Here is a 24,345-nt window from a genome sequence, read left to right as displayed (position 1 = left end):
GCGGTCAGAGGATGCCGGCGGCGCGGGCGGGTTCGGCGTACGCCGCGGCCAGCGACTCGACGGTCTCGTGGGCGTTGAGGCCGCTGGGGTTCGGGACGACCCACAGCTCGGCGCCGGCGAACGGCTCGGGCTGGTGGCCGAGGGCGGCCCCGCGGTGGCCGAAGGCGTGGCGGTACGCCGTGATGCCGGCGACCGCGACGACCCGCGGCGCAACCCGGTGGACCAGCTCCTCGAGCTGCCGGCCGCCCTCGCGCAGCTCGTCGCGGGACAGCTCGTCGGCGCGGGCGGTGGCCCGGCGGACCAGGTTGGTGATGCCGATGCCGCGCCCGCGCAGCAGGTCGCGGTCCTCGTCGGTCATCCCGGCCGAGGGGTCGATCGGGTGCCCGATGATCCCGGCGCGCAGCAGCGCGGGGTAGAAGCGGTTGACCGGGTGGGCGAAGTGGGTCTGCGTGGCCGCGGTCCACAGCCCGGGGTTGATGCCGACGAACAGCAGCCGGACGTCGGTGCCCAGCAGGTCGGGCACCTCGGTGCCGCGGAACGACTGCAGCTCGGCACGGGTGAAGCGGGGCACGGACGCATGCTGCCACGCGGCCGGGCCTCCGCCCCGACCGCCCGCCCCGACCGCCCGCCCCGACCGCCCGCCCCGACCGCCCGCCCGGATCGTCGGGGGCGGGAACCGGTGGCGGCGGGCTACCGTCCCATCATCATGCGACGCACTCTCGGACCCCTGCCGCTGCCCGCCCTTCGACCCGCTCTCAAACCCGCCCTCCGGCCCGCCCTGCTGCCCCTCCTGATGACCGTGCTGCTGACCGCGGGGCTAGTCGCCGGCTGCGGCGCGGACACCGCCTCCGACCCCGGCGCGTCGGCCGGCAGCACGTCGACCGGCAGCGCGTCGCCCTCACCGAGCACCGGCCCCGTGGACAGCACCGTGCTCGCGCTGATCAGCCAGACCGCGGTGGGCGGCCGCGTCGACCCGCACCCCACGGTGCTGGACAGCCGGGCCGCCGTCGAGCAGTTCGCCGGCCGGTTCCGTGGCGGGCTGCTCCAGGGCCGGCTCCAGCAGGTGCTCGCGAAGGCCGACCTCGGCGACGGCCGGGTGCCGGTCGCGGCCGTGGTCGCGGTCGGCTGCGACGTGCCGAAGGCGGTCGACGTGCAGCGCACGCCCGACGGGCTCCAGGTCACCGCGCAGCCGGTGAGGAGTCCGCTGCCGGAGTGCCTGGCCCCGGTCACCACCGTCGCGGTCGTGGCGGTCCCGTCCGGCGCGGTGTGACGTCGGCCGCCGCCCCTCGGGTCACCGCGGGGCGGCGTACCGGACCTCGAGCGCGTTGGCGACCCGGCGCTGGAAGCCGTCCGACGGGCTGTTGACCACCCGGCTGCGGGCGCCGGGGCGACGCACGACCATCGTGGTCGAGCCGCCGCCGTCGAGGTTGAGCGCGTCGTCGGCCCCGAGGTCGACCATCAGGTTCGCGAGCTCGACCATGGTGAGGCCACGGCTGTCGCGCTGCCGGCCATCGACCGCGAGGATCAGCACCTCGCCGGTGTCGCGGTCGATGCCGACGGCCGTGCGCGGGGCCATCATCCGGTCGTCGACCACGTTGACCAGCCCGTCCTTCACCAGGAACCGGCTGCCGCTCAGCGCCATCGCCGGGTGCTGCGGCAGGCTCCACCCGAGCGTGGCCCGGGAGCCGACGGTCAGCGCCCGCAGCGCCCGCGCGCCGGCGCCGCGGCCGATGAGCACGGTGCCGTCGATGGGCCGGTCCCGGGTCAGCCGGGTCTGCGAGGCCCGCACCCGGCCGCCGCGGACGACGACCATGCGGACGTGTCGCCGCTGGCCGTCGGTGACCCGGTAGCCCGCCGTACGCCCCCAGCGCGGGGTGTAGACGCCGATGCCGCCGGGCTGGACGAACGCCGAGTTGAGGTTGGTGATGGTCAGGTCCGGGTGCTGGGCGACGTGCGCCCGCAGCGCCAGCGTGCCCATCTCGGGCTGGCCGTCGCGGGTGAGGTAGAACGCGGAGTTCCAGCCGCTCCTGCGGGCGTTGAGCAGCCCGCTGCTCCGGTCGCGGGCGACACCGAGCGGCGCGCCGGTGTCGCCGATGTCGTAGAAGTCGCCGTTCACCCCGGCCACCGCGTGCGTGCGGTCCACCAGGTCCTTGACGGTGGCGGTCTCGCGGACCCGGCCGCTGGTGGCGACGTCGAGCGAGACCCCGGGGCGGCGGGTGTCGACGGTCAGCAGGTACGCCCGGTTCGGGCCGCGCGCGTCGAGCCGGTCCCACCGGGTCCAGGTCACGCCCGGCGCGAGCTCACGCCGGACCAGGTCCGCGGTGGTCGGGGACTCCCGGGCGTACGACGGGACCGCCGGCGCGAGCACGCCCCGCTCGCCGTCGCTGCTGGTGACCGGGTGGTGCCGGGCGTCGACCGCGCGCGGCACCCGGTGGCCGTGCCCAGAAGCGAGGGGAGTGGCGAGGGGAGTGGCGAGGGGAGTGGCGAGGGGAGTGGCGAGGGGAGTGGCGGGTGGCGGTGCGGTGCCGGCCAGGGCGGGGGCGGCCGCCGCGAGGCAGCTCGCGAGGACGGCAGCCGACAGCGGGGCCCGAGCACGCATGCCCGACAGGCTAGGTGGCGATCCCCCCGGCGGCGCGTAGGCCCGCGACCGTGTCGCCGGCCGCCGCCCCGCCCGGCCCACTAGGGTGCGCACGTGGGTCGACGGGCTGGGCACCCCTGGAACGCCTTCATCGAGGGCGACAACCTCGAGGTGCTGGCGCGGGTGACCGCGCCGGTCGACCTGGTCTACATCGACCCGCCGTACAACACCGGCAACGACTTCGCCTACCGCGACGACTTCCGGCACGGCGAGGCGCGCAGCACCCGCCACCAGGCCTGGGTGGCGATGATGCGGCCCCGGCTCGAGGCGGCGCGGGGGCTGATGAGCGAGCGGGCGGCGATCTTCGTCAGCATCGACGACAACGAGGCGGCGCACCTGCGGCTGCTGATGGACGAGGTGTTCGGGGAGCCGGGCTTCGTCGCCCAGGTGGTGGTCAACCTCAACGCCAAGGGCCGCCAGCTCGGCCGCGGGTTCGCGACCAGCCACGAGTACCTGCTGGTCTACGTCAAGGACCCCCGGCGCACCGCCCTGGACGCCAGCAGCCCCGACGCGGTCGACGAGCGCGACTTCCCGCTGACCGACCCGGCGACCGGCCGCCGCTACCGGCGGCTGCCGCTGCGCAACACCAACAAGAAGTTCAACCCCACCACCGCGCGCACCCTGCACTTCACGCTCTGGGGCGATCCGGTCACCGGCCGGGTCGGCACCAGCCCGTTCGCGGGGGCGCAGGAGATCGGGCCGGTCTTCGGCGACGGCCGGCCCGCGGTCTGGCGCTGGTCGCGCCCGCTCATCGAGCAGCGCCCCGAGGATCTGGTCTGCCGCACCGTCAACGGCCGGGCCGGCCCCCGGGTCGACGTGTTCCAGAAGGACTGGCTGGTCCGGGACACCCCCGGTGGCCGCCGCAAGAAGCTGCGCACGATCTGGCTCGCCGAGGAGATCGGCACCACCGACACCGCGGTCGCGGAGCTCAAGGCGACCGTGGGCCACGTCTTCGAGTCGCCCAAGCCGACCGGGCTGGTCCGCAGGATCCTCGCGACCATGCCCGACGACGTGCGCGTGCTCGACTTCTTCGCCGGCAGCGGCACCACCGGGCACGCGGTCGCCCTGCAGAACGCCGAGGACGGCGGCAGCCGCCGGTGCCTGAGCGTCAACTCCGGGGAGCCGACCCGGGAGGGCTCCAACGCCCGCGCCGCCGGGCTGCTGAGCGTCGCCGACATCACCCGGGCGCGGCTGCGCGCGGTCGCCGAGACGGTCGGCGGCGGGCTGCTCGAGGACCCGCCGCAGTGGCCGGGATGAGCGCGCAGCAGCGGTCCCGGGCCGGGTGGCTCGACCGGCGCCGAGGACCGCGGCCGCTCAGGCCCCGACCGCCTTCTCCAGCGCGGCCACCTCGGTGTCGAGGTGGCCGAGCAGCCGCTGCAGGTGCGGGACGGTGCGCCGGCAGCCGGTCAGCCCGAACCCCATGTTGCCGTCGTAGGACGTGCAGGTGATGTTGAGCGCCATGCCGTTGATCGGGATCGAGAGCGGGTACTGGCCGAGCAGCCGGGCGCCGTTCCAGTAGTGCGTGGTCCGGGGGCCGGGCACGTTGCTGATGATCAGGTTGTACGGCGGCTTGACGATGCCCTGCATCCGCAGCAGCGGCGGCAGGATCGCCGGCGCCTGCCCGAGCGCACTCATCGCCATGATCTGCACCGGGGTCATGCTGGACAGCGCCTCCTTGCCGTCCTTCATCGACCGGTGCACCGCGGCCAGCCGCTCGGCCGGGTCGGCGAGGTCGGTGCCGAGCTTGCACATCACCGCGCCGACCGCGTTGCCGCCGTCGGCCGAGGCGACGTGGGACTGGCGGGCGTGGAGGCCGACCGGCACCATCGCCACCAGCGGGGCGTCCGGCAGCGCGTCGAGCTCGGTGAGGTAGGTGCGGACCGCGCCGCTGCACATCGCCAGCACCACGTCGTTGAGGGTGGCGCCGGACGCCTTGCCGATCGCCCGCAGCCGCTCGATCGGCCAGTCCTGGGCGGCGAAGCGGCGGGACCCGGTGATCGAGCGGTTGAACATCGTGCGCGGGGCGTAGAGCGAGAGCGCGGAGGTCTCGTTGCGCACGCTCCTGTTGAGCGTCCGGATCAGCGCCCCCGGCAGGCCGGCCGCCTCGGCGGCGATCCCGAGCGCGGTCTGCAGCGCGTGCACCGACACCTCGGCGAGGTCCCGTTCGGTGACCGCCGGCGACCGCTCGCGGCTGCGGGCCGCGCTCGCGCGCATGCCCCACGGCGCCGGCATCCCCCGCTTGTCCGGGTCGGTGCTCAGCACGCTCTGGATCAGCCGCATCGCGGAGATGCCGTCGACCAGCGCGTGGTGGGTCTTGGTGTACATCGCCACCCGGCCGTCGCGCAGGCCCTCGATGACGTGGGCCTCCCACAGCGGGCGCTCCCAGGCGAGCCGGGTGCTGTGCAGCCGGCCGCAGAGCTCGAGCAGCTCGCGGATCCGGCCCGGACGGGGCAGTGCGCTGTGCCGGACGTGGTGCTCGATGTCGAACTGGTCGTCGTCCTCCCACACCAGCTGGCCGGCCGTCCGCAGCGACCGCTTGGGGTGCTTGAGGAACAGCGGGGCGACGGCCTCGACGTCGCGCATCTGCTCGAACATCTGGCGCACGTAGTCCCGGCCGGCCCCCTCGGGCGGCTGGAACAGCTGCAGCCCGCCCACGTGCATGGGCTGGCTGCGGTTCTCGGCCAGCAGGAACGCCGCCGACGTCGGATCGATCGGTGTGACCACGGGTACCCCGCTCTCGTCGTTGACCGATCCTCGCCCTCGGCCGCCCGTTTCACAACGATCCTCCCCAGCCGGCGGCGGTCCATGCCGCCGGTCCTCGGATGTGTGCCACCGGGCCGCGCCCCAGGTGCGCCGGGGCGGCGATCCGGAGGGCCGGCGTGCTCAGCGGCGCAGCGGGTCGAGCGAGGGGGTGTGCCGCAGGACGCCGGCCAGCGCGGCGGCCAGCACGACCAGCACGACCGACAGGGTGACGACCGCGGGCCAGGCGCCCGCGGACCACGCCGTACCGGCAAGGCTGCCGAAGACCGAGGAGCCGAGGTAGAAGCCGAACAGGTAGAGCGAGGCGGCCTGCCCCGACGCGATGCCGCCGGCCCGGGCCCGGGCCGGGACCCAGCCGCTGGCCACGCCGTGCACGACGAAGAACCCGGCGGTCATCACCGCCAGGCCCAGCACGATCACCGGGAGCGGGCGGGCCAGCGTGAGCAGGATCCCGGCGAGCGTGATCGCGCAGCCCGCGGGGACGACGGTCCGGCGGGACCAGCGCTCGGCGAGCCGGCCGGCGACGACCGAGCTGATCGAGCCGATCGGGTAGACGAGGAAGACCAGCCCGGCCGCCCCCAGGCTCAGCCCGACCTCGGGGGAGGTGAGCCGGAAGCCGATCGCGTTGCTGACCGCCACGAACGACCCCGTCGTGCAGGCGCCGATCGCGTAGAGCGCCAGCAGCCCCCGGTCGGTGAGCGCCCGCCGGGTCATCGTCACGAGGTGGTCGAGCCGGGCCGGGGCCGCGACGAAGTTGCGGGACGGCGGCAGCAGCAGCCGGACCGCGACCGCGCAGCCCACGCCGACCAGGCCGAGCGCCGCCAGCGCCCAGCGCCAGCCGGCCAGGTCGCCGACGACGCCGGCGGCCAGGCGCCCGGTCATCCCGCCCAGCGCCGTGCCCCCGATGTAGAGACCCGCGGCCCGGGCGTGCAGGTCGGGGTGCAGCTCCTCGTGGAGGTACGCCGTCGCGACCGCCGGCAGGCCCGCGAGCGTGACGCCCTGGAGCAGCCGCAGCCCGAGCAGCACGTGCCAGCCCGGCGCCGCGGCGCAGGCCAGGGCGACGACCGCCGAGAGCGCCAGCGACAGGTGGATCAGCCGGGTGCGGCCCAGCACCTCCGAGAGCGGTCCGGCGACCAGCAGCGCGAGGCCGAGCCCGACGGTGGTCAGCGAGAGGGACAGCGTGCTCGCGGCCGCGGTCACCTGGAAGGAGTCGGCGAGCTCGGGCAGCAGCGCCTGGGTGCTGTAGAGCAGCGCGAAGGTGGCGACCCCGGCCGCGAACAGCGCGGTCGCGATCTGGCGGTAGCCGGCCTCCCCGGCGCGGTAGCCGTCGTGGCGGGTGGCGGCGGCGATGGACACCCGGCCACTGTCCCGCATCCGCGGGCATGCTTCCAATGCATGGTTTCACGCCAACTGCATACGCCACGCGTATGTTGTCGCCATGCAGCTGGAGGACCTCCGCAAGCTGCTCGTGCTCGCCGAGCACGAGCAGGTGACCGACGCCGCCGCGGTGCTCGAGGTGCCGCAGCCGACCCTGTCCCGGCTGTTGGCGCGGGTGGAGCGCGAGCTCGGCGTACGCCTCTTCGAGCGCGACGCCAGGGGGGTGCACCCCAACCCGTACGGCGAGCTGGTGCTCGCCGCCGCGCGCGACCTCACCGGCCGGCACGACCAGCTGGTGCGCGACCTCGCCGACCTGCTCGACCCGGACTCCGGCACCGTGCGGCTGGCGTTCCTGGACTCGATGGCGACCTCGCTGGTGCCCCGGCTGCTGCACGAATTCCGGGCGGTGGCGCCGCGGGTGCGCGTGGTGCTGACCCAGGAGCCGAACCACGAGATCCTCCGCGACCTCGCCGCCGGCACCGCCGAGCTGGCGGTCACCTCGCCCCGGCCGAGCGGGCCGCACGGCTGGCTGCCGCTGCAGCGGCAGCGGCTCGCCGTCGCGGTGCCGGCCGGGCACCGGCTCGCCGGGCGGACCCGGGTCCGGCTGCGCGACCTCGAGGGCGAGGAGTTCGTCACGGTGCCCCCGGGGTTCGGCTTCCGGGCGCTGGTCGACGAGCTGTTCGCCGGGGCCGGCGTGGTCCCGCGGGTCGCCTTCGAGAGCGTCGACCTGGCCACGATCGAGGGGCTGGTCGGCTCCGGGCTCGGCGTGGCGCTGCTGCCCGAGCAGCTGATCGGGCAGCTGATCGGGGGGCGGGCCGTCGGGGTGCCGCTCTCCGCGGCGGGCGCCGAGCGGATGGTCGGGCTCACCTGGCGCACCGACCGACGCCCGGCCCCGGCGGCCGCCCGGTTCCTCGCCTTCCTGGCGGAGCAGGCGGCCGCGGACCGGGCCGAGCCGGCCCGGCCCACTTCTCCTCCACAGGCGGCCCTCCCGCGGGGTCGTCCCCAGCCCGGCCGACGCTCGCCGCGGCGGACCCCACCGGTCTCCTAGCGTCCGAGCTGCGCCGGAACTCGCCGGCGCCCCGACCTCGGGAGACCACAGATGAAGCACACCCTCGGGCTGATCGCCGCCGCCACCGTCCTCGCCGTCGGGGGAGGGACGGCCGCCTGGGCGAGCGGGGACGACCCGCCGCCGGGCGACACGATCACCGACGTGAGCGGCGACTGGCGGCACGGCTGGACGATCGAGCACTACGACGGCACGGTGACCTACCCGCCCACGATCGCGGAGGCCCGCGCCGGGTGCGCGGCCCTGCACCACCGGGTCGGCCGGGTGCGCTGCCGCACCCGGACCCGGATCTGGTACCGCGACCTCGCGGCGACGAAGCTGGCGCTGGACTTCGCCCGGTCCCGGTAGCGGTCGGCGGGCCGGCCGTCGCGCCGGTGCATGGCAGGATCTCCGCCATGGAGGCCGCCGCCGGACCCCTCGACCGCGCCTGGGACCGTGGCCGGCTCTCGCTGCGGGCCCGGATCCGGCGCTGGGAGTCCAAGCGCTGGGCGATCGCCCAATGCGCGACGGCGGCCGGGGTCGCCTGGCTGCTGGCCAGCGACGTGCTCGGGCACCAGGCCCCGTTCTTCGCGCCGATCGCCGCCGTGGTCAGCCTCGGCACGACCTACGGTCAGCGGCTGCGCCGGGTGGCCGAGGTGACGATCGGGGTGGCCCTCGGGGTGTTGCTCGGCGACCTGGTGGTCACCTGGATCGGCACCGGCGCCTGGCAGCTGACCCTGATCGTCGGGCTGGCGATGTCGCTGGCGTTCCTCCTCGACGCGAGCCAGCTGCTGGTCAACCAGGCCGCGGTGCAGTCGATCGTGGTCAGCACCCTGCTGCCCGACCCGGGGGCGGGGCTGACCCGGTGGAGCGACGCGCTGGTCGGTGGCGCGGTGGCGCTGGTGGCCGCGACCGTCGTGCCGGCCGCACCGCTGCGCCGGCCCCGACAGCAGGCCGCGATCGTGATGCGCAAGATCGCGATGCTGCTCCGCGCGGCCGGGGAGGTGATGACCGACGGCGAGATCGACCGGGCGACGGCGCTGCTCGCCGACGCCCGCGCCACCGACCACCTGATCCGCGAGCTGCAGGCGGCCGCCGACGAGGGCCTGGCGGTGGTGGCGTCCTCGCCGTTCCGCATCCGTCACCGGGGCAACCTGCGGCTGATGGCCGAGCTGGTCGAACCGCTGGACCGGGCCCTGCGCAGCACCCGGGTGCTGGTGCGACAGACCGCGGTCGCGGCCTACCACCAACGCCCGGTGCCGAAGTCCTACGCGCTGGTCGCGCTCGACCTCGCCGACGCCGCGGACGCGGTGGCGGACGAGCTGGCCGACCGACGGATCGCGGTGGCCGCCCGGCCCGCGGTGCTGGCGGTCGGCAACGCCACCGGCCTGGTCGAGCGCAGCGACGTGCTCACCGCCGAGGTGGTGCTCGGCCAGCTGCGCTCGGTCGTGGTGGACCTGCTCATGGTCACCGGCCTCGACCAGCTGCAGGCCACCGACACGCTGCCGCCCCCGCCGCGATGACCGGCCGGCCCGACCCCGAGCCCCGGCCCGAGCCCCGGCCCGAGCAGCCGCCCGGCCGCCGACCCGGGCGGCGGTGGGTGCTGCACGTCGACCTGGACCAGTTCATCGCCGCGGTCGAGGTGCAGCGGCATCCGGAGCTGGCCGGCCGCCCGGTGGTCGTCGGCGGCCGCGGCGACCCCACCGAGCGGGGCGTGGTGGCGACCGCGTCGTACGAGGCCCGGGAGTTCGGCGTCGGCTCGGGGATGCCGCTGCGGGTGGCCGCCCGCAAGTGCCCGGACGCGGTCTTCCTGCCGGCCGACCACGCCGCCTACGAGGCCGCGTCGGTGCGGGTGATGGAGACGCTGCGCTCGCTGACCTGGGGTGGCGCGCCGGTGGTGGTCGAGGTGCTCGGCTGGGACGAGGCGTTCCTCGCCGCCGGCCCGGGCGCGGACCCCGCCGAGGTGTCGGCGGACGTGACGGCGGGAGCGGTGGCCGAGCCCACGACCGGGCCGCGCGGGGAGGGGGTGGGGGGAGGGACCCCCGAGCAGCCTCCCGGGCCGGTCGGCCCCCGGGCGTTCGCGGCGCTGGTCCGGCAGCGGGTGCTGGAAGAGACCGGGCTGCACTGCTCGGTGGGCATCGGCGACAACAAGCTGCGGGCCAAGATCGCCACCGAGTTCGGCAAGCCCCGCGGGGTGGCCGAGCTGACCGCGGACACCTGGGCCGAGGTGATGGGCGAGCGGCCGACGGACGCGCTGTGGGGGATCGGCCGCAAGACCGCGAAGAAGCTGTCCGCGCTCGGCATCGACACCGTCGCCCAGCTCGCCGGCTCGGACGCGCGGGTGCTGGCCGCCGAGCTCGGCCCCACGATGGGGCCGTGGTACCACCGGCTCGGCCGGGGCGAGGACTCCAGCCCGGTCGACGCCACCCCCTGGGTGCCGCGGGCGCACGGCCGGGAGGAGACCTACCAGGTGGACCTCGAGGACTGGGAGCGGATCGCCGAGGAGGTCCGGGTGCTGACCCGGCGGACGGTGGCCGACATCGACCGGGAGGGCCGCCCGGCGGCGCGGGTCGCGATCAAGGTGCGGTTCAAGCCGTTCCTCACCGTGACCCGCAGCCTCACCATGCCGGCGCCGACCAACGACCCCGTCGTGCTCGCGGAGGCGGCGGTCTCGCTCCTGGACCGGGTCGAGCACGACCGCCCGGTGCGGCTGCTCGGCGTCCGCCTGGAGATGACCGAGCCGACCGGCGGCTACTGAGCCCCCCTCCCGCGGCCACCCCGCCGCCGCGCTACCCCAGGCCGGCGCGCAGCTCGCGCACGACCGAGTCGACGACCGCAACCAGGTCGCCGCCGGTGCGCTCGGCCACCGCGCGCTGCCGCTGGTAGGACGCGCCGCGCCGCGGGATGTCGGCGACCGCGGCCAGCTCGGCGGAGCAGCCGAGCCGCTCCGCGACCGGCTCGAGCCGGACCAGCAGCTCGGCGAGGTCGTCGGTGACCAGCCGCTCGTGGCAGTCGGCGTCGAGCACCACGATCGCGTCGAGTCCGTAGCGGGCGGCGCGCCACTTGTTCTCCTGCACGTGCCACGGCGGCATCGTGGGCAGCGCCTCGCCGCGGGCGGCCCGGGTGTCGAGGTCGACGACCAGGCAGTGCATCAGCGCCACCAGCGAGGCCAGGTCGTCGAGGTCGGAGACGCCGTCGCAGATCCGGTTCTCCAGGGTGCCGTTGCGGGTCGAGGGCCGCAGGTCCCAGCGGATCTCGGAGAGCTCGTCGACCACGCCGGTGGCCAGCTGGTCGGAGGCGAACGCCTCGAACTCCTCCCACCGCTGGAACTGGAACGGCAGGCCCGCGGTCGGCAGCTGCTGGAACATCAGCGCCCGGTTGGAGGCGTAGCCGGTGTCCACGCCGGACCAGATCGGCGAGGACGCCGAGAGCGCCAGCAGGTGCGGATAGTGGTTCAGCAGCGCCGAGAGCACCGTCATCACCCGCTCCCGCACGGGCAGGCCGACGTGCAGGTGCACGCCCCAGATCAGCATCTGCCGGCCCCACCACTGGGTGCGGTTGATCAGCTCCTCGTAGCGGTGCCCCTCGGTGAGCTGCTGCCGGGTCCAGGACGCGAACGGGTGGGTGCCACCGCCGTACAGGTCGACGCCCATCGCGTCGGCCACCGGCACCACCTCGGCCAGGGTGCGCCGCAGGTCGGCGACCGCCTCCCCGACGGTGTGGCACACGCCGGTGACCACCTCGACGGTGTTGCGCAGCAGCTCCTTGTGCAGCCGCCCGGGGTCCGGCAGCCGGGGGCCGGCGGCGGCGAACAGGTCGGCCGCGCAGTTGGCCAGGTCGCGGCTGGACCGGTCGACGAGCGCGAGCTCCCACTCGACGCCGATCGTCGGCTCGGGGGAGCCCCGGAAGTCGATGCGCACCCGACCAGCGAAGCACATCGCGGGCCTGTCAGCATGGGGCGCGTGCTGGAGTCTCGCGCGCTGAACCTGACTCTCGACTTCTGCCTGCGGGTCGGCGAGATGCTGCTCGCCTCGGGCGGGGGCGCCGCCGACGTGACCGCGACCATGCGGACGCTGTCCTACCACCTCGGCGTCCGGCACCCCGACATCGACGTCACGTTCACCTCGCTGTCGATGACCTTCCAGCCGAGCCCGGAGGACCCGCCGCTCATCCAGATCCGGCAGGTCAAGCAGCGCGAGATCGACTACGAGGACCTCACGCTGGTCGACCACCTGGTGCGCGACGTGCTGGCCGACCGGGTGGACCTGATGGAGGCGCGGGCCAAGCTCGCCCGGATCGTCTCCTCCGGGCACAAGCAGCCGCGCTGGGCGGTCACCCTGGGCTGGGGCGTGATGTGCGCCGGCGTCGGCCTCCAGCTCGGCGGTACGCCGACCGTGATCGCGATCGCGTTCGTGGCGGCCGTCTGCATCGACCGGGCCCAGGTGCTGATGTCGCGCCGCCGGCTGCCGTTCTTCTACCAGCAGGTGGCCGGCGGGGCGATCGCCACGATCCTCGGCGCCGGCGCGGCCGGCCTCGGCCTGGTCGGCAACCCGTCCCTGGTCGTCAGCGCGAACATCATCATGCTGCTCGCCGGCATCGGGTTCATGGGGGCGCTGCAGGACGCGCTGTCCGGGTTCTACATCACCGGCGGCGCCCGGCTGACCGAGGCGATGCTGTCCACCGCCGGGATCATCGCCGGGGTCAGCGGCGGCCTCACGCTCGCGCAGATGGCGGGGATCCAGGTGCACCGGCTCAACCCCGGCGCCTACGGCAGCGTCAAGGCGGTCTCGATGATGGCGCTCGGGGCCGCGATCTGTGCCGCGGCGTTCGCGTTCGCCTCCTACGCGCCGCGCCGGATCATCGCGCCGATCGCGGTGATCGCGGCCGCCGCGATGGTGATCTCGCAGACGCTGTCGCTCTCCGAGGCGGGCAGCACCTGGCCGACCGGGCTGGCGGCGTTCTTCGTCGGCCTGGTCAGCTACACGGTGGCGGGCCGGATGCGGGTGCCACCGCTGGTCGTCGTGGTCTCCGCCGTGGTGCCGATGCTGCCGGGCCTGTCGATCTACCGCGGGCTCTCGCTGCTCGCCGAGGGGCAGCACGCGACCTCCCAGGGCCTGCTGGCGATCATCACGGCCGCCTCGATCGCGATCGCGGTGTCCTCGGGGGTGATCCTGGGGGAGTACGTCGCCCAGCCGGTGCGCCGCGAGGCCCAGAAGCTCGAGAGCCGGCTCGCCGGCCCGCGCCTGGTCGGTCCGCTGCGGGTGCGCACCGGGCGCAAGGCCCGCCGCGAGCAGCAGCGCCGGACCCGGGAGCCCGCCGCCGCGACCGAGCGCGCCGCGGAGCCGGCCGCCTCGGACCGCCGGCAGGGGTCGGTCGGCCGGGACCGTGCGCACGGCGAGCCCCAGCCGGCCAATTCCGAGGACTGAGCGGCGTGACCGCGGCCGCTCAGCGGGCCGCGAGCCGGTCGAACCAGGCCGCGCTGGTCCCGTCGTACGGCGGGCAGCCGGCCTCGACCGCGGCCCGGACCCGGTCGCAGGAGCGCATCGCCAGCCGCGAGACCTCCTCGGGGTAGGCGTAGCGGACCCGGTGCTCGGCGAACTCGTCCTCGTCGTCGACCCAGACCCGGCCGGTCGGCCCCTGCACCACGTCGAGGTCGAGGTCGACCGCGCGCACCACGGCGCCGTCCCAGACCGGCGGGGTGGTCATGTCGACGTAGACCCGCACCGGCCCGCCGTGCGCGTGGAACGTGGCGAACCAGCCCCGCTCGGCGTCCGGGCCGGGGCCCGGGACCAGGCAGACCTGGGCGACCGGCGCGACGTACTCCGCGCCCGGCCGGGCGAAGAACGTCCCGCCGGGCAGCCCGATCCAGTCGCCGTGCGCGTCCGCACCGAGGTGGACCGCGTCGTACTCCCAGTGCGGCCGGCCGCCCCACTTGGTCATCACCACGTGGACCGGGTCGCCCGGCCGGGGCCGGCCCGGGGTGGGGAGTGTGCTCACCCTGCGTTTGTAGCAGTCAGACGACCGTGGCCTTCGGCGGCACGACCTTGCGGCTCGCCATCGCCACGACGTCCTGGTAGCGCGAGCCGGTGAGCCGGGCGAAGTGGTGCAGCGCGTGGGCGTCGAGACCGACCAGCACCCGCGCCTTGTTGCCCACGATGCCCTTGACGATGATCTCGGCGGCCTTCTCCGGGGTCATCCGGGCCAGCTTCTCGTCGAAGAGCCGGGCGGTGGCCTCCTTGTCCTCGCGGTCGGAGACCCGGGCGTTGCGGGCGATCGCGGTCTTGATGCCGCCGGGGTGCACCGCCGTGACGCCGACCCGGTGGCCGGCGATCAGCATCTCCTCGCGCAGCGCCTCGGTGAGCCCGCGGACGGCGTACTTGGTGGCGTTGTAGGCGCTCTGGCCGGGCATCGAGATCAGCCCGAACAGCGAGGACAGGTTGACCACGTGGCCGTCGCCGGAGGCGATCAGGTGCGGCAGGAACTCCTTGGTCCCGTGCACGACGCCCCAGAAGTTCACCCCCACGATCCAGTCCATGTCCTCGTAGGTGAGGTCGACCAGGTCGCCGGCGAGCGCCACGCCGGCGTTGTTGATGACGACGTTGACCCGGCCGAAGTGCTCGGCCACGGCCGCGGCGTACGCGGCGAACGCCGCCCGGTCGGCGACGTCGAGCCGGTCGCTGCGGACCTCGGGGGCGCCGGCGACGGTGGCCAGCTCCACGGTCTGGGCCAGGCCGACCTCGTCGACGTCGGAGAGCGCCAGCAGCGCGCCGCGCCGGGCCAGGTTCACCGCCAGCGCGCGGCCGATGCCGCTGCCGGCGCCGGTGATCACGACGACCTTGTCCTCGAGCGTCTTCATGCGGTCACGTCCTCGGTCTCTCGGTGGGCGGCGGTGGGGGAGGGCTCGGCCGTCGGGCCGGGGTGCGGCGCGCGCACGGCGTAGGCGGCGACGTCGAACTCGGCCAGCAGCCGGCGGAAGGTGAAGGTGGCGCGCGGCCACAGCGTGGTGTTGCGGCCGTGCGCGTCGAGGTACCAGCTCGAGCAGCCTCCGGTGCTCCAGACGGTACGCCGCATCCGGTGCTGCAGGTCGGCGTTCCAGGTCCGGGTGGCCGCGGGGGTGGGCTCGACCGCGGCGTACCGGTGCTGGCGCATGGTGCGGACCGCGGCGCGCAGGTAGGCGACCTGGGACTCGATGATGAAGACCATGCTCGAGTGGCCCAGCCCGGTGTTGGGGCCGACCAGCATGAACAGGTTCGGGAAGCCCGGGACCGTGGTGCCCTTGTAGGCCTCCATGCCGCCGGTGCGCCACTGCTCGGCGAGGGTGCGGCCGTCGCGGCCGGTGAGCCGCTCGGTGATCGGCAGCTCGGTGGTGAAGAAGCCGGTCGCCACGACCAGCACGTCGACCGGTCGCTCGGTGCCGTCCTCGGAGACCACCGCGTCCGGCGTCACCCGCGCGATCGGGTCGGTGACGACCTCGACGTTCTCGGCGTCCAGTGCGGGGTAGTAGCTGTTGGAGATCAGGATCCGCTTGCAGCCGATCTCGAAGGTGGGGGTCAGCCGCGCCCGCAGCTCGGGGTCGGACACGCCCCGCTCGAGGTTGGCCAGCGCGAGCCTCTTGGCCGGCAGCGCCAGCCGCGGCTGCCGCGTGAAGCCGGGCACGTAGCTCTCGCGGCCCCAGTAGATCGCGGTGCGGTAGAGCCTCTGCAGCCCCGGCAGGTGGCGCAGGGCCAGCCTCTCCAGCCGCCCGTAGCGGCGGTCGCGGCGGGGCAGGACGTACGGCGCGGTGCGCTGGTAGACGTCGAGGTGGCCGGCCCGCCGCTGGATCTCGGGGATGATCTGGATCGCCGAGGCGCCGGTGCCGATCACCGCGACCCGCTTGCCGGTGAGGTCGACGTCGTGGCGCCAGCGGGCGGAGTGGAACAGCTCGCCGCCGAAGTCCTCGATCCCGTCGATGTCGGGCAGCCGCGGCTCGGAGAGCCCGCCGGCGGCGACCACCAGGGTCTGGGCGGTCAGCGTGTGTCGGCCGGACCCGTCCTCGACCTCGACGCGCCACCGCTGGGCGTCCTCGTCCCAGCCGGCGGAGACCAGGGCCGTGCGGAACCGGAAACGGTCCAGCGTCCCGGACTCGCGGGCGACCCGGCGCAGGTAGGCCTGGATCTCCGGCTGGGGGGAGAACGACATCGACCAGTCGGGGTTCGGTGCGAACGAGAACGAGTAGAGCTGGCTCGGCACGTCGCAGGCGGCCCCCGGGTAGGTGTTGTCGCGCCAGGTGCCGCCGACGTCGTCGCCCTTCTCGATCACCAGGAGGTCGTGCTCCCCGTCCTGGGCGAGCTGGATCGCCGCGCACAGGCCGGCGAAGCCGGCGCCGACCACCAGGTGGCGGACGTGGTCCGGCAGGCTGTGGGGGCGGTCGTGGCCAGGGCGTGTGGTGGTCCCCGTCGTGGTCCCCGTTGCTGTCATGGCCTCGACGGTATTGGCGTTATTGAACAAGTGTCAATAGAATCCGGCGCGTGACGGCGAACACAGAGAACGACGCCCGCGGCGACGGATCCGCCGGTGGGGCGCGCACCCGGCTCAGCCCCGAGCAGCGGCGCTCGCAGCTGCTCGACCTCGGAGTGCGGCTGCTGGCGCACCGCTCCCTCGACGAGCTCTCGATCGACCTGCTGGCCGAGGAGGCGGGCATCTCCCGCGGCCTGCTATACCACTACTTCGGCAACAAGCACGCCTTCCACGAGGCGGTGGTACGCCGGGCCGCGGACGACCTGATCGCGCAGACCGCGCCCCCGGTCGAGGGGGAGCCGCTGGAGCGGCTGCTGGTCTCGACCACGGCGTACCTGGACTACGTCGAGGCCAACTTCGAGGGCTACCTGTCCCTGGTGAAGGGGGCCGCCGGCGGCAACGACACGCTGCGCGAGATCTACGAGGAGGCGCGCTCGGCGCTGACCGACCGGATCTTCCGCGAGGACGCGCAGGGCGGGATTCTCCCCGACACCGCCGCGTCCCGGCTGGTCGTGCGCGGCTGGGCGGCGATGACCGAGGAGCTGGTCCTCACCTGGGTCCAGGACCCCGGCGGGGTGTCGCGCGAGGAGCTGGTCGCGATGATCGCCGGCGCGCTGCCCGCGCTGGTCGCCACGCTGCCGGGGTCGGCCGGGGAGCGGTGAGCTGTCCACCGGATCCCCGCCGGAACCGGTGGAGGAGTCACCGGCCCGGCCGGGGAGCGGTGAGCTGTCCACCGGGTCACCGCCGGGACCGGTGGAGGAGTCACCGCCGGCTGGGCGGCGATGACCGAGGAGCTGGTCCTCACCTGGGTCCAGGACCCCGGCGGGTGACGCGCGAGGAGCTGGTCGCGATGACCGCCGGCGCGGTGGCCGTCCTCGTCGCCACGCTGCCGGGGTCGGCCGGGGAGCGGTGAGCTGTCCACCGGATCCCTGCCGGAACCGGTGGAGGAGCCACCGCCCGGCCGGGGAGCGGTGAGCCGTCCACCGGGTCCCACGCCGGAACGGTGGAGGAGTCACCGCCGGCAGCCCGGCCAGCCCGCCTGGGCGGTCAGCCCGGCAGGTCGACGGTGATCGTCGTGTCGCCCGGGCGGGAGTCGAGCCGGACGGTGCCGCCGTGGGCGTGCACGATCGCCTCGACGAGGGAGAGGCCGAGACCGTGGCCGCCGACGACCGCGTCGGCGCCCTCCCCGTCGAGCGAGCGGGTCCGGGCGGTGTCGCCGCGGGCGAACCGCTCGAAGGCGTGCTCGACCAGCTCGGGCGGGAAGCCCGGGCCGGTGTCGTGGACGCAGAACCGGCCGCCCGAGGGGGTGGCCCTCGCGGAGACGGTGACCACGGTGCCCGGCGGGGTGTACTTGCGGGCGTTGGTGAGCAGGTTGGTCACGACCTGGTGCAGCCCGTGAGTGTCGCCGGTGACCTGCACGGTGCCGTCGGTCCCGCCCGCGCTGCCCGCGCTGCCCGCCCCGACCGCGCTGTCGGCGCTGTCCGCGTCGCCGGGCAGGTCGAGTCGCCAGCGGTGGTCGGGGGAGACCACCCGCGCGTCGGACACCGCCTCGACGAGGAGCCGGGAGAGGTCCACCGGCTCGCGCTCGAGCGGCCGCCCGGCGTCGAGCCGGGCGAGCAGCAGCAGGTCCTCGACCAGGGCGGTCATCCGGCCCGACTCCTCCTGCACCTTGCCCAGCGCGGTGCGCACCGCGGACGGGTCGTCGGGGCGCCGCCGCGCCAGCTCGGTGTAGCCCGCGATCGTGGTCAGCGGCGTGCGCAGCTCGTGGGAGGCGTCGGCGACGAACTGCCGCACCTGCTGCTCGCTGCGGTGCCGCGCCTCCAGCGACGACTCCACGTGCACGAGCAGCTTGTTCAGGGCGGCGCCGACCTGGCCGACCTCGGTGCGCTCGTCGGTCAGGTGGTCCGGCACCCGCTCGGTCAGGTCGATCTCGCCCGAGGCCAGGGGCAGCTCGGCGACGACGTGGGCGGTGTCGGCGACCTCGCGCAGCGGCCGCAGCTGCCGGCGTACGACGAAGAGCCCGGCGCCGGCGGCGGCGACGACGCCGAGCAGGGTCAGCAGCACCTCCCACCAGATCAGCTGGGCCACCGTCGCGTCGACCTCGCTGAGCGGCCGCCCGCTGGCGATCAGCGCGCCGCCCTCCTGCCTCAGCACGACGCGGTAGGACCCCAGCCCGGGCAGCGTGACGCCGTGCACGCGGCCGTCGGCGGGGAGCGCGGCGAGGTCCGTCAGCGCGGTGGTGGACAGCGTGCGGCAGGCTGCGTGCTCCTCGCTGACCACGCAGCCGCTGGGCGCCGGGCGGAGCCGCGCGACCAGGGTGCCCGGCCCCTGGAAGCCCGCGTCCGGGGGCCGCGGGCCGGGCACACCGCCGTTGTCGCGGTCGTGGTCGTTGTCGCTGAACCGGCCCAGCGAGGACTGCACGTCGTGGTCGAGGCGGTCCAGCAGGCTCGCCCGCAGCGCGAGCGTGGTGACGGTCGCGATGAGCACCGAGACCAGCGCCACCAGCACGACCGCGGTGACGACCAGCCGCGAGGTGAGCGAGGCCAGCAGGTTGCTCACGTGGCCGGCTTCAGCACGTAGCCGGCGCCGCGCATCGTGTGGATCATCGGCTCGCGGCCGGCGTCGACCTTCTTGCGCAGATAGGAGATGTAGAGCTCGACGACGTTGGCCTGGCCGCCGAAGTCGTAGTTCCAGACCCGGTCGAGGATCTGCGCCTTCGACAGCACCCGGCGCGGGTTGCGCATCAGGTAGCGCAGCAGCTCGAACTCGGTCGCGGTCAGGCTGATCTCCTCACCGGCGCGGAACACCTCGTGGCTGTCCTCGTCGAGCGTGAGGTCCCCGACGCTCAGCACCGATGAGGTCGCGGCCTGCTGGGCCCCGGCGCGGCGCATCAGCCCCCGCAGCCGCGCCACCACCTCCTCCAGCGAGAACGGCTTGGTCACGTAGTCGTCGCCGCCCGCGGTCAGGCCGGCGATCCGGTCCTCGACCGCGTCCTTGGCGGTGAGGAACACCACCGGTACGTCGGGGTCCGAGGTCCGCAGCCGGCGCAGCACCTCGAGGCCGTCGAAGTCGGGCAGCATCATGTCCAGCACCACCGCGTCGGGGCGGAACTCCTTGGACGTGCTGACGGCCCGGGAGCCGGAGTGGGCCGTGGCCACCTCCCAGCCCTCGTAGCGCAGCGCCATCGAGATCAGCTCGGCGATGTTCACCTCGTCGTCCACCACGAGCACGCGCAGCGGGGAGCCGTCCGGCCTGGTCAGGTCCATGCGCTGCACCCCATGGGGTCCACCTTGCCTGCTCCCGGCCCGGGCGCAACTGTGGACTTGCTGTGAGTCGCCTGTGCGTCCCGCGGACTTTTCCGGTTCGCGGGCGCAGCCACCCCGCAGGCACAATGGCCGGCATCATGTCCGGCCCCGCCCACTCCCGCGAGAGCACCCCCGACCCCGCGAAGCGGGAGCAGCGCCCGGACCCGGCCCCGCTGAGGATCAGCTACCCGCCGGAGCTGCCGGTCACCCAGCGCCGCGAGGACATCGCGGCCGCGATCCGCGACCACCAGGTGGTGATCGTCGCCGGCGAGACCGGCTCGGGCAAGACCACCCAGCTGCCGAAGATCTGCCTGGAGCTCGGCCGCGGCACCCGCGTCCGCACCGGCAAGGGCCGGGACGGCCGGCCCCGTTACAGCGGCGGCCTGATCGGGCACACCCAGCCCCGGCGGATCGCCGCCCGCTCGGTCGCGGAGCGCATCGCCGAGGAGCTCGGCACCGAGCTCGGTGACCTGGTCGGCTACCAGGTGCGGTTCACCGACCGCACCTCCCGCTCGAGCCGGGTGAAGCTGATGACCGACGGCATCCTGCTCGCCGAGCTGCAGCGCGACCGGATGCTGCGCCGCTACGACACGATCATCATCGACGAGGCCCACGAGCGCAGCCTGAACATCGACTTCCTGCTCGGCTACCTCCGGCAGCTGCTGCCGCGCCGGCCGGACCTGAAGCTGATCATCACCTCGGCGACCATCGACCCCGAGCGGTTCGCCCGGCACTTCGCCGACCGCGACGGCAAGCCCGCCCCGATCGTGGAGGTCTCCGGGCGCACCTACCCCGTCGAGGTCCGCTACCGGCCGCTCCTCGAGCTCCCGGAGGAGGACGAGGAGGGCGAGCCGGTCGTCCGCGACCAGACCGAGGCGATCGTCGACGCGGTCAAGGAGCTCTCCGCCGAGGGCCCCGGCGACGTCCTGGTCTTCCTGCCCGGCGAGCGCGAGATCCGCGACACCGCCGACGCCCTGTCCGACCTCACCTCCTCGACCCGTGGAGGCGGTCTCGAGGTCGTGCCGCTCTACTCCCGGCTCTCGGCCGCCGAGCAGCACAAGGTCTTCCAGCGCCACACCGGCCGCCGCGTCGTGCTCGCGACCAACGTCGCCGAGACCTCGCTGACCGTGCCGGGCATCCGCTACGTCGTGGACAGCGGGGTGGCCCGGATCAGCCGCTACTCCGCGCGCACCAAGGTGCAGCGGCTGCCGATCGAGCCGATCAGCCAGGCCTCGGCCAACCAGCGGTCGGGCCGCTGCGGCCGGGTCGAGGCCGGCATCGCGATCCGGCTCTACTCCGAGGAGGACTTCGAGTCCCGCCCGGAGTTCACCGACCCCGAGATCCTGCGCACCAACCTGGCCTCGGTGATCCTCCAGATGGCCTCGCTCGGGCTCGGCGAGATCGCCCGGTTCCCGTTCGTCGAGCCGCCGGACCGGCGCAACGTGACCGCCGGCGTGCAGCTGCTCGAGGAGCTCGGTGCGGTCTCGGCAGGGGACCTGACCAAGGTGGGCCGCCGGCTGGCGCGGCTGCCGATCGACCCGCGGCTGGCACGGATGATCCTCGAGGCCGAGCGGCTCGGCTGCCTGCGCGAGGTGGTCGTGATCGCCGCGGCCCTGTCGCTGCAGGACCCGCGCGAGCGCCCGGGGGCCGAGCACCCCAGGGAGCAGGCGCAGGCCGACCAGCTGCACGCCCGGTTCAAGGCGGAGGGCTCGGACTTCCTCACCTGGCTCAACCTGTGGCGCTACCTCAAGCAGCAGCAGAAGGAGCTCTCCTCCTCGGCGTTCCGGCGGATGTGCCGCCGGGAGTTCCTCAACTACCTGCGGGTGCGCGAGTGGCAGGACTTCGAGTCCCAGCTGCGGCAGGTCTGCAAGGAGATGGACCTCGACGTCGGGGTCTCGGCACGCTCGACCAGCGAGGGCGCGGCGTACGACGCCGACGGGATCCACCAGGCGCTGCTGTCCGGGCTGCTCTCCCACATCGGGGCCCTGGAGGAGCGCGACAAGAACGAGCCGGGCGGCAAGGGCCGCCGCGGCCCGCGGGAGTACCTCGGCGCCCGCGGCACCCGGTTCGCGATCTTCCCGGGCAGCGGGCTGCACCGGAAGAACCCGCCGTTCCTGATGGCCGGTGAGCTCGTCGAGACCAGCCGGCTGTGGGCGCGGCAGAACGCCGCGATCGACCCGGAGTGGGCCGAGCGGCTGGGCGGGCACCTGGTCAAGCGGACCTACTCCGAGCCGCACTGGAGCAGGAAGCGGGCCGCGGTGATGGCCCACGAGCGGGTCACGCTGTACGGCGTCCCGCTGGTCGCCGACCGGCTCGTCAGCTACGGCAAGGTCGACCCCGAGCTCGCCCGCGAGCTGTTCATCCGGCACGCGCTCGTCTACGGCGAGTGGCAGACCCGGCACAAGTTCTACGCGAAGAACCTCGCGCTGCTCGAGCAGGCCGAGGAGCTCGAGCACCGCGCCCGGCGCCGCGACATCGTGGTCGACGAGCACACGCTCTTCGACTTCTACGACCGCCGGGTCGGCGAGGAGGTCGTCAGCGGTGCGCACTTCGACCAGTGGTGGAAACGGGCCCGGCAGCGGCAGCCCGAGCTGCTCACCTTCGACCTCGAGATGCTCACCCACGACACCGCCGAGGAGGTCCGCGCGGCGGACTACCCCGAGACCTGGGTGGGCGAGGGGCTGACCTTCCCGATCAGCTACCACTTCGAGCCCGGCGCGGCCGACGACGGCCTGACCATCGACGTGCCGGTGGCGACGCTGAACCGGGTCGGCGCCGAGGACTTCTCCTGGAATGTGCCGGGGCTGCGCGAGGAGCTGGTCACCAGCCTGATCCGCAGCCTGCCGAAGGGCCTGCGGGTGAGCTTCGTGCCGGCGCCCAACAAGGCGCGGGAGTTCCTGGCGGCGGTGCCGCCGGGGGAGGAGCCGCTGCTCGACGCGCTCGAGCGCTGGTGCCGCAGCACCACCGGCGTGGTGGTGCCGCGCGAGGCCTGGGACTGGTCCAAGGTGCCCGAGCACCTGCGGCCGACGTACCGCATCGTCGACGACGGCGGCCGCGAGCAGGCGCGGGGCAAGGACCTGGAGGCGCTCAAGGAGCCGCTGCGGCCCACGTTCGCCAGGGCGATGGCCGAGGTGGCCGCCGACAGCGGGATCACCCGCACCGGCGAGACCGACTGGGTCTTCGGCACCATCGAGCCGTCGTTCACCCGGACCCGCGCCGGGCACGAGGTGCGCGGCTTCCCCGGCCTGGTCGACGAGGGCGGCGCCGTCGGGCTGCGGGTCTTCGGGTCCGCGGTCGAGCAGGAGGCCCAGCACCGGCTGGGGGTGCGCCGGCTGCTGCTGCTCGGCCTCGACCGGCTCGACGGCCGCGGCGGCGGTCCGGTCCGGCGGGTGCTGGACGGGCTCGACAACGCCCGAAAGCTGGGCCTGGCCGGCTCGCCGTACCCCTCGGTCGGCGAGCTGCTCGAGGACTGCCGGGCCGCGGTGGTCGCCGACCTCGTGGACGCCCGGCCGGCGATCCGCGACGAGGCGGCGTTCCGGGCGCTGCTGGCCGAGGCCGGCGCGGAGCAGGAGGCGCGGCTGCGCGCCGTGCTCGACGACGTGATCCGGGTGCTCGAGGCGTGGCGCCAGGCCGAGAAGGCGCTCAGCGGGCGCACCGAGATGGCCGAGCTGCCGGCGATGTCGGACATGAAGGCCCAGCTCGCGCGGCTGGTGCACCGGGGGTTCGTCGCCGAGGCCGGGGCCGGGCAGCTGCGGCGCTACCCGACCTACCTCGCCGCGCTGCGCCACCGCCGCGAGCGGCTGGCCGAGCAGGTCGGCCGGGACCGGCAGCTGATGGACCAGATCTCCGACGTCCAGGACGCGTGGCTGCACCAGGTCGCGGCGCTGCCCGAGGGGCGGCCGCCCGGCGCCCACCTGCGGCAGGTGCGGTGGCTGCTCGAGGAGTACCGCGTCTCGCTGTGGGCCCAGCACCTCGGCACCCCGGTCCCGGTCAGCGACCAGCGGATCCGCAAGGCGCTGAACGCCGCCTCCTGAGGGTGGGGGCCGGTCGTAGGGTGGCGCGGTGAGCGAGCGTCCCCACCACCGGCCGATGAAGCCCGGGTCCGACTTCTTCGAGGAGCTGACCGGCGGCGTGGACCCCGCGGCCGTCAGCGAGGCCGCCGACCGGGCGGCCACGCTGCTGGTGCGCGGGGCGCGGGAGTCCGGGGACGACGCGGTCGCCGACCGGCTGCTGCACCTCGCCGAGAGCGAGGGCATCGAGACCATCGCGGAGGTGTGGGCCGGGTCGCCCGCCGACTCGCTGGCCGGCTGCCTGTGGCGGCTCTACCTGCTCCGGTCCTGGGTGTACGCCGACCCGGTCGGGGTGGCCCGGGAGTACGAGGCCGGGCGGGCCCGCGCCCAGGTGGCCCGGGTCGTCGCCGGGGTGGCCGACCCGCCGGGACCCGACGAGCTCAAGGCGATGATCGACCAGGTGCTGCGCGGCATCGTCGGCAGCGACTTCGCCGACGTGTTGCTGCGCGCGGCCGCCTTCGCCCGGGTGGTGGCGACCGGCCGGGCCTCGCTCACCGGCCCCACGAACGACGAGGTGCGCCGGATGCTCGGCCTGGCCGAGCAGCTCGAGGCCGCCGGCCACGCCGAGCTCGACGAGGGACTGAGCTGAGGGCCGGACCGCCGACGCCGAATGTGTGCGACTCATCTCAGCGGTATCGCCTTGAGCCCACCCGA

The 24,345-nt window shown here is 74.7% G+C and carries 20 protein-coding genes; 10 read left to right on the top strand and 10 right to left on the bottom strand.

Annotation, left to right across the window (positions count from 1 at the left end; all coding sequences use genetic code 11):
• Window positions 1–4: 4 nt before the first annotated feature.
• The gene (locus BJZ21_RS16180) at window positions 5–571 is read right to left on the bottom strand and encodes a uracil-DNA glycosylase family protein (RefSeq protein WP_179664694.1); all 567 of its coding nucleotides are present in this window, start codon (window positions 569–571) and stop codon (window positions 5–7) included.
• Window positions 572–793: 222 nt separating this feature from the next.
• Here BJZ21_RS16180 and BJZ21_RS16175 point away from each other — a divergent pair, with 222 nt between their 5' ends.
• Window positions 794–1,270 carry a hypothetical protein gene (locus BJZ21_RS16175; RefSeq protein WP_179664693.1) on the top strand — a complete coding sequence of 159 codons (477 nt, stop codon included), beginning with the start codon at window positions 794–796 and terminating at the stop codon, window positions 1,268–1,270.
• A 21-nt stretch (window positions 1,271–1,291) separates the two neighbouring features.
• Here BJZ21_RS16175 and BJZ21_RS16170 read toward each other — a convergent pair whose 3' ends face one another.
• Window positions 1,292–2,599, bottom strand: coding sequence for a phosphodiester glycosidase family protein (locus BJZ21_RS16170; RefSeq protein WP_179664692.1), 1,308 nt, complete (start codon window positions 2,597–2,599; stop codon window positions 1,292–1,294).
• 93 nt (window positions 2,600–2,692) lie between these two features.
• On the opposite strand from BJZ21_RS16170, the gene BJZ21_RS16165 reads away from it, so the two are divergent.
• Window positions 2,693–3,895, top strand: a complete 1,203-nt coding sequence (locus BJZ21_RS16165) for a DNA methyltransferase (protein ID WP_179664691.1) — start codon at window positions 2,693–2,695, stop codon at window positions 3,893–3,895.
• A 57-nt stretch (window positions 3,896–3,952) separates the two neighbouring features.
• On the opposite strand, the gene BJZ21_RS16160 is transcribed toward BJZ21_RS16165, so the two are convergent.
• Window positions 3,953–5,362, bottom strand: a complete 1,410-nt coding sequence (locus tag BJZ21_RS16160; RefSeq protein WP_179664690.1) for a wax ester/triacylglycerol synthase family O-acyltransferase — start codon at window positions 5,360–5,362, stop codon at window positions 3,953–3,955.
• A 159-nt stretch (window positions 5,363–5,521) separates the two neighbouring features.
• Complete coding sequence (locus BJZ21_RS16155) at window positions 5,522–6,754, bottom strand: MFS transporter (RefSeq protein WP_343052180.1); 1,233 nt, start codon at window positions 6,752–6,754, stop codon at window positions 5,522–5,524.
• An 82-nt stretch (window positions 6,755–6,836) separates the two neighbouring features.
• On the opposite strand from BJZ21_RS16155, the gene BJZ21_RS16150 reads away from it, so the two are divergent.
• Genes BJZ21_RS16150 through BJZ21_RS16135 form a run of 4 tightly spaced genes read left to right on the top strand, consistent with a single transcriptional unit; the run spans window position 6,837 to window position 10,578 of the window.
• Window positions 6,837–7,823, top strand: a complete 987-nt coding sequence (locus BJZ21_RS16150) for a LysR family transcriptional regulator (protein ID WP_179664688.1) — start codon at window positions 6,837–6,839, stop codon at window positions 7,821–7,823.
• Window positions 7,824–7,874: 51 nt separating this feature from the next.
• Complete coding sequence (locus BJZ21_RS16145; RefSeq protein ID WP_179664687.1) at window positions 7,875–8,189, top strand: hypothetical protein; 315 nt, start codon at window positions 7,875–7,877, stop codon at window positions 8,187–8,189.
• Window positions 8,190–8,236: 47 nt separating this feature from the next.
• Window positions 8,237–9,343, top strand: a complete 1,107-nt coding sequence (locus BJZ21_RS16140; RefSeq protein WP_179664686.1) for an FUSC family protein — start codon at window positions 8,237–8,239, stop codon at window positions 9,341–9,343.
• Window positions 9,340–10,578 (top strand): DNA polymerase IV, encoded by a 1,239-nt coding sequence (locus BJZ21_RS16135; RefSeq protein ID WP_179664685.1) that lies wholly within the window; start codon window positions 9,340–9,342, stop codon window positions 10,576–10,578. The genes BJZ21_RS16140 and BJZ21_RS16135 overlap by 4 nt, the downstream gene beginning before the upstream one ends.
• Before the next feature lie 31 nt (window positions 10,579–10,609).
• Here BJZ21_RS16135 and BJZ21_RS16130 read toward each other — a convergent pair whose 3' ends face one another.
• Entirely contained in the window at window positions 10,610–11,740 is a 1,131-nt protein-coding gene (locus tag BJZ21_RS16130; protein WP_343052179.1) for a glutamate--cysteine ligase, read from the bottom strand.
• A gap of 42 nt (window positions 11,741–11,782) precedes the next feature.
• On the opposite strand from BJZ21_RS16130, the gene BJZ21_RS16125 reads away from it, so the two are divergent.
• On the top strand, window positions 11,783–13,246 hold the full coding sequence (locus BJZ21_RS16125; protein ID WP_343052178.1) for a threonine/serine exporter family protein: 1,464 nt from the start codon (window positions 11,783–11,785) through the stop codon (window positions 13,244–13,246).
• 19 nt (window positions 13,247–13,265) lie between these two features.
• Here the strand turns inward: BJZ21_RS16125 and BJZ21_RS21500 are convergent, their stop codons facing one another.
• From BJZ21_RS21500 to BJZ21_RS16110, 3 genes are read right to left on the bottom strand one after another with little or no spacing between them, the layout of a single operon-like run.
• On the bottom strand, window positions 13,266–13,817 hold the full coding sequence (locus BJZ21_RS21500) for a DUF402 domain-containing protein (protein WP_179664682.1): 552 nt from the start codon (window positions 13,815–13,817) through the stop codon (window positions 13,266–13,268).
• Between the two features lie 16 nt (window positions 13,818–13,833).
• The gene (locus BJZ21_RS16115; RefSeq protein WP_179664681.1) at window positions 13,834–14,676 is read right to left on the bottom strand and encodes an SDR family NAD(P)-dependent oxidoreductase; all 843 of its coding nucleotides are present in this window, start codon (window positions 14,674–14,676) and stop codon (window positions 13,834–13,836) included.
• Window positions 14,673–16,277, bottom strand: a complete 1,605-nt coding sequence (locus BJZ21_RS16110; RefSeq protein WP_179664680.1) for a flavin-containing monooxygenase — start codon at window positions 16,275–16,277, stop codon at window positions 14,673–14,675. Before BJZ21_RS16110 ends, BJZ21_RS16115 begins: the two co-directional genes overlap by 4 nt.
• 50 nt (window positions 16,278–16,327) lie before the next feature.
• Here BJZ21_RS16110 and BJZ21_RS16105 point away from each other — a divergent pair, with 50 nt between their 5' ends.
• Window positions 16,328–16,978 (top strand): TetR family transcriptional regulator, encoded by a 651-nt coding sequence (locus BJZ21_RS16105; protein ID WP_179664679.1) that lies wholly within the window; start codon window positions 16,328–16,330, stop codon window positions 16,976–16,978.
• 385 nt (window positions 16,979–17,363) lie between these two features.
• Here the strand turns inward: BJZ21_RS16105 and BJZ21_RS16100 are convergent, their stop codons facing one another.
• Together BJZ21_RS16100 and BJZ21_RS16095 are read right to left on the bottom strand one after the other, a co-directional pair.
• Window positions 17,364–18,875 carry an ATP-binding protein gene (locus BJZ21_RS16100; protein ID WP_179664678.1) on the bottom strand — a complete coding sequence of 504 codons (1,512 nt, stop codon included), beginning with the start codon at window positions 18,873–18,875 and terminating at the stop codon, window positions 17,364–17,366.
• A complete protein-coding gene (locus tag BJZ21_RS16095) occupies window positions 18,872–19,582 on the bottom strand; it encodes a response regulator transcription factor (RefSeq protein WP_281380844.1) in 711 nt (236 codons plus the stop codon). The genes BJZ21_RS16100 and BJZ21_RS16095 overlap by 4 nt, the downstream gene beginning before the upstream one ends.
• Before the next feature lie 137 nt (window positions 19,583–19,719).
• Here BJZ21_RS16095 and hrpA point away from each other — a divergent pair, with 137 nt between their 5' ends.
• Window positions 19,720–23,655 (top strand): ATP-dependent RNA helicase HrpA, encoded by a 3,936-nt coding sequence (hrpA, locus tag BJZ21_RS16090; protein ID WP_179664677.1) that lies wholly within the window; start codon window positions 19,720–19,722, stop codon window positions 23,653–23,655.
• 28 nt (window positions 23,656–23,683) lie between these two features.
• Complete coding sequence (locus BJZ21_RS16085) at window positions 23,684–24,280, top strand: hypothetical protein (RefSeq protein ID WP_343052177.1); 597 nt, start codon at window positions 23,684–23,686, stop codon at window positions 24,278–24,280.
• The last annotated feature ends 65 nt before the right edge of the window (window positions 24,281–24,345 follow it).

The organism is Nocardioides panaciterrulae, assembly GCF_013409645.1.
Classification (GTDB): Bacteria; Actinomycetota; Actinomycetes; order Propionibacteriales; family Nocardioidaceae; genus Nocardioides; species Nocardioides panaciterrulae.
The sequence above is the reverse complement of the archived record's forward strand: the minus strand, read 5'-3'. Positions and strand labels throughout refer to the sequence as shown.

Coding starts and splice junctions, on each gene's coding strand:
- BJZ21_RS16140 (WP_179664686.1), top strand. CDS start 8,237: ATGGAGGCCGCCGCCGGACCCCTCGACCGCGCCTGGGACCGTGGCCGG.
- BJZ21_RS16150 (WP_179664688.1), top strand. CDS start 6,837: ATGCAGCTGGAGGACCTCCGCAAGCTGCTCGTGCTCGCCGAGCACGAG.
- BJZ21_RS16135 (WP_179664685.1), top strand. CDS start 9,340: ATGACCGGCCGGCCCGACCCCGAGCCCCGGCCCGAGCCCCGGCCCGAG.
- BJZ21_RS16145 (WP_179664687.1), top strand. CDS start 7,875: ATGAAGCACACCCTCGGGCTGATCGCCGCCGCCACCGTCCTCGCCGTC.
- BJZ21_RS16110 (WP_179664680.1), bottom strand. CDS start 16,277: ATGACAGCAACGGGGACCACGACGGGGACCACCACACGCCCTGGCCAC.
- BJZ21_RS16115 (WP_179664681.1), bottom strand. CDS start 14,676: ATGAAGACGCTCGAGGACAAGGTCGTCGTGATCACCGGCGCCGGCAGC.
- BJZ21_RS16170 (WP_179664692.1), bottom strand. CDS start 2,599: ATGCGTGCTCGGGCCCCGCTGTCGGCTGCCGTCCTCGCGAGCTGCCTC.
- hrpA (WP_179664677.1), top strand. CDS start 19,720: ATGTCCGGCCCCGCCCACTCCCGCGAGAGCACCCCCGACCCCGCGAAG.
- BJZ21_RS16095 (WP_281380844.1), bottom strand. CDS start 19,582: ATGGACCTGACCAGGCCGGACGGCTCCCCGCTGCGCGTGCTCGTGGTG.
- BJZ21_RS16175 (WP_179664693.1), top strand. CDS start 794: ATGACCGTGCTGCTGACCGCGGGGCTAGTCGCCGGCTGCGGCGCGGAC.